Source organism: Xanthomonas sp. SHU 199, assembly GCF_000364665.1.
Classification (GTDB): domain Bacteria; phylum Pseudomonadota; class Gammaproteobacteria; order Xanthomonadales; family Xanthomonadaceae; genus Xanthomonas_A; species Xanthomonas_A sontii.
This window is the reverse complement of record NZ_AQOI01000320.1, coordinates 1-3,060: the sequence shown is the minus strand read 5'-3', so window position 1 is coordinate 3,060 and position 3,060 is coordinate 1. Positions and strand designations below refer to the sequence as shown.

Below are 3,060 nucleotides of genomic sequence, written 5' to 3'. Positions count from 1 at the left end.
TGTGGGCGCTGCGGCAGCCGGCGGAGTCGGCACCGTCGACGCTGCAGGTACAGGTGCGGGCGCTGCCGGCGCCGTCACCGCCGCGGACGGATGCGCAGACGGCTCCGGTGCCGGCTTGCTCTTGGGCAGGTACTCGCTCATCAGCTGGAAGAAGCGCTTGTAGAAGTCGCCGTCCTGCACCGTGCTGCTGGCCACCCGCACCATCGAATCGTCGCTGCTGCCGATCGGCAGGGACACCGAGCCAAGCACGCCGACGCCGACGCTGGCCGAGGTCGGGCTCTTCTTCAGCGCATAGCGGTCCTGCAAGGCACTGACGAACACCCAGGATTCGTCCTGCCCATGCGCGACGCAGGACACGCGCAGTTCCAGTTGCTCATGCAACTCGTCGCTGGGCTGGAAGTTCTTGGTGCCTTCCACCGCATCGGCGGTGGCCTTGGAGACCACGTAGCCCTGGCTCAGCAGCGCGCGCCGCGCCGATTCGCAGGCCTGCGCCGGCTGCACCGGGTAGTTGCGCGAATAGGTGTTGTCGGAATTGAAGGTCTCTTTCACCAGGCCGTCCTGCTTGCGCGCGAAACAGCCGCTCAGGCCGATCGCGATCAGCGCGAGCGCGGGAATGGCGAGAACCTTGGAGGGAGCGGACATAGGCCGTTGACCGGAGAGAGGGAACCGCGGCAAAGGATAGCCGCAAGCGCGTCGGCGCGGCCTTGACGCCACCGCGGCCGCTCATCCCGCGGTTAGCGAGATGGGCAGGCTGGCCGCCACCGCGTCAGGCGGCGGCGGGTTCCAGCGCCAGGTCCACGCGCAGCAGGCCGCCGTGGCGATCGCGACGTTCGGCGCGCAGGTAATGATGGGCGTCGAGCAGTGCCAGGGTCGGCGGCACCGCCAGCGGCTCGCCCCACAGGCTCAGCAGGAAGCCACGCGCGCGCAGCCAGTCGAGCAGCCGCAGCAGCCCGTCCAGGTCGCGCGGCAGCAGCAGGTCGACGTCGCCGGGCAGACGCGGTGCCGCCGCCGGATCGGCCAGCCAGCGCGGATAGCTGCCGTACAACGCGAAGGCGAAACCGTCGGCGTGCAGCGCCTCCAGCAACTGCGCGGTGCCCGCCAGGTCGATGCGCTGGCGCCGGTGCTGGAAGATCAGCGCGTACTCGTGGCTGCGGTCGCTGCGGGTGTCGCCGGGGACCAGCGGCTGCGCGGTCTCGCGCGGGTAGCACAGCACCCGCTCGGGACAGGGCGCGAACAGGCTGCCGAGGATCCGCGCCAGGTCCCAGGCCTGCGGCACCGTGGTCGCGCCGAGCTGCACGTTCTCCACCATCGCGATGCAGAAGCCGTCCTCGCGCAGGTGGCGGCGCACCCCATGGAACACCGCGCGCAGGCCGTGCAGATAGGCGGCGTAGTCGGCACTGGCGTAGAGCTGGTCGGGCGCCGCCGCGGCCGGCCAGGCACAGCCGAAGTACGGCACGTTGGTCAGGCACAAGTCCACCGGCGCGGACGGCGCGCGGTACGGCAAGCTGCCGTCCAGCACCTCGGCGTGCAGGCCGAGCCGCTGCAGCCGTTCGCGCGCCAGCGCCGCGCGCGCCGCGTCGATCTCCAGGCCGATGCCGTGGCGGCCTTCCAGTTCCGCCGCGAGCAAGGTGCTGCCGAAGCCGCAGAACGGATCCAGCACGCGCTCGCCCGGCGCGCTGAAGTGGCGCACGAACGGACGCATCTGCCCGACCCAGCCGCAGTCGCGCGCGCCCAGCGGATCGCGCTGGCGCAGGTCCTCCGGCAGGCGATGCTCGGGCGGATCCGGCGACGGCGTCCACCAGCTGCGGCTATCCATGCGACGCCCGCCACAGCAGATCGCGGTCCGGCTGCCAGCCGGCGCACAGCCGGCCGTCGGCGAAGAACACCAGCTTGTAGATGTCGCCGCTGTCGTGGCGCGCGTGCATCGCCCCGTAGTCGGAGGTCTCGAACACCACCTCCATGCCGTCGGCGGTGGCCAGACGCAGGTTCCAGAAGTAGTAGCCCTCGGTGATCTGCAGCGGCTGCAATTCGCGCCACCACGGCGCGGCCATGCAGGCGCCGAGCACCTGCTCCACCGCGACCCGCGCCTGAGTGAGATAGCGTGCGGTGCCGCCATCGCGGTAGCCGTCGCCGAGCCGGGAGAATTCGCGGAAGATCACCGTACGTGCCCCGCAGGCGCGCGCCCAGTCCAGGTAGGCCGCGACGCCGTCGGCATCGGCGATGCCACCGTGCTGCAGGATGCACACCAGGCGCAACGGCAGCGCTTCGGCGATGCGTTGCGCAGTGGCGACGAACACCTCCGCATCGGCGATCGCCTCGCCGGGGCGGAAACGCATGATCGCATCGTTCTGCGCCTGCTGCGGATGGTGCCGCGACAGCTCGATCCACGACAGGCCGAAGCGCTGCAACGCCTGCAGCAAGACCTCGCCGTGGCCGCGGGCGAAACCGGCGCCGTTGCTGTACAGCACCCGCTGTTCGACCAGCAGTCCCTCGCGCTCGGCCGCGCCCAGGGTCTGCAGCAGTTCCACGAACCAGTCTTCGTCGTCGGTCATCTCCAGCCCCGACAGCGAATGCGACAGCGGCAGCCCACGCAACTGCGCCAGCGCCTGGCGCAGCTGCGCGAAATAATCCGGCGGCGGCCGCAGACTCGCCGCGGCGGTGCCGCCGACCTGCGGCCGCAGGGTCTCCGAGCAGAAACGGCAGCGCGCCGAACACGGCCGCACCGATGCGTAAGGGGTGAAGGTCACCGGCTGCGCGACGCGGTAGTCGCGCGCGCCGATGCGCTGCTGGCGCCAGCGCGAGGCATCCGCCGCGGCCGGTACCCGCCATTCCAGATGCGGGGTGCTGGCGCGCAGCGCGGCGAACAGCGGCGAGCCGCCGCTCAACGGCGGCGCGCTCGGCAGGGAGGCGTGCATGGGAGCCTCCTACAGGCGCGCGGCGTTCGCGCGCTCGCGCACCTCGGCGAAGGTCCAGTCGTGCAGCAGGCGGCCGTTCTCCCACACGGTGACCATCGCATCGTCGTAACCGGCCGGGCCGGCGACCGCTTCGGCCGACACCGCG

At 71.5% G+C, this 3,060-nt stretch carries 3 protein-coding genes; all 3 read right to left on the bottom strand.

Translation table 11 applies throughout. The features are described from left to right. Nucleotides 1–642, bottom strand: a 642-nt coding sequence (locus D183_RS0111355; protein ID WP_017909095.1) for a DUF2242 domain-containing protein, incomplete at its 3' end; no start/stop codon positions are given. A gap of 124 nt (nt 643–766) precedes the next feature. Then, nucleotides 767–1,816 carry a DNA methyltransferase gene (locus D183_RS0111350; protein ID WP_017909094.1) on the bottom strand — a complete coding sequence of 350 codons (1,050 nt, stop codon included), beginning with the start codon at nt 1,814–1,816 and terminating at the stop codon, nt 767–769. Then, complete coding sequence (locus D183_RS0111345) at nt 1,809–2,915, bottom strand: hypothetical protein (RefSeq protein ID WP_017909093.1); 1,107 nt, start codon at nt 2,913–2,915, stop codon at nt 1,809–1,811. The genes D183_RS0111350 and D183_RS0111345 overlap by 8 nt, the downstream gene beginning before the upstream one ends. Nucleotides 2,916–3,060: the final 145 nt, after the last annotated feature.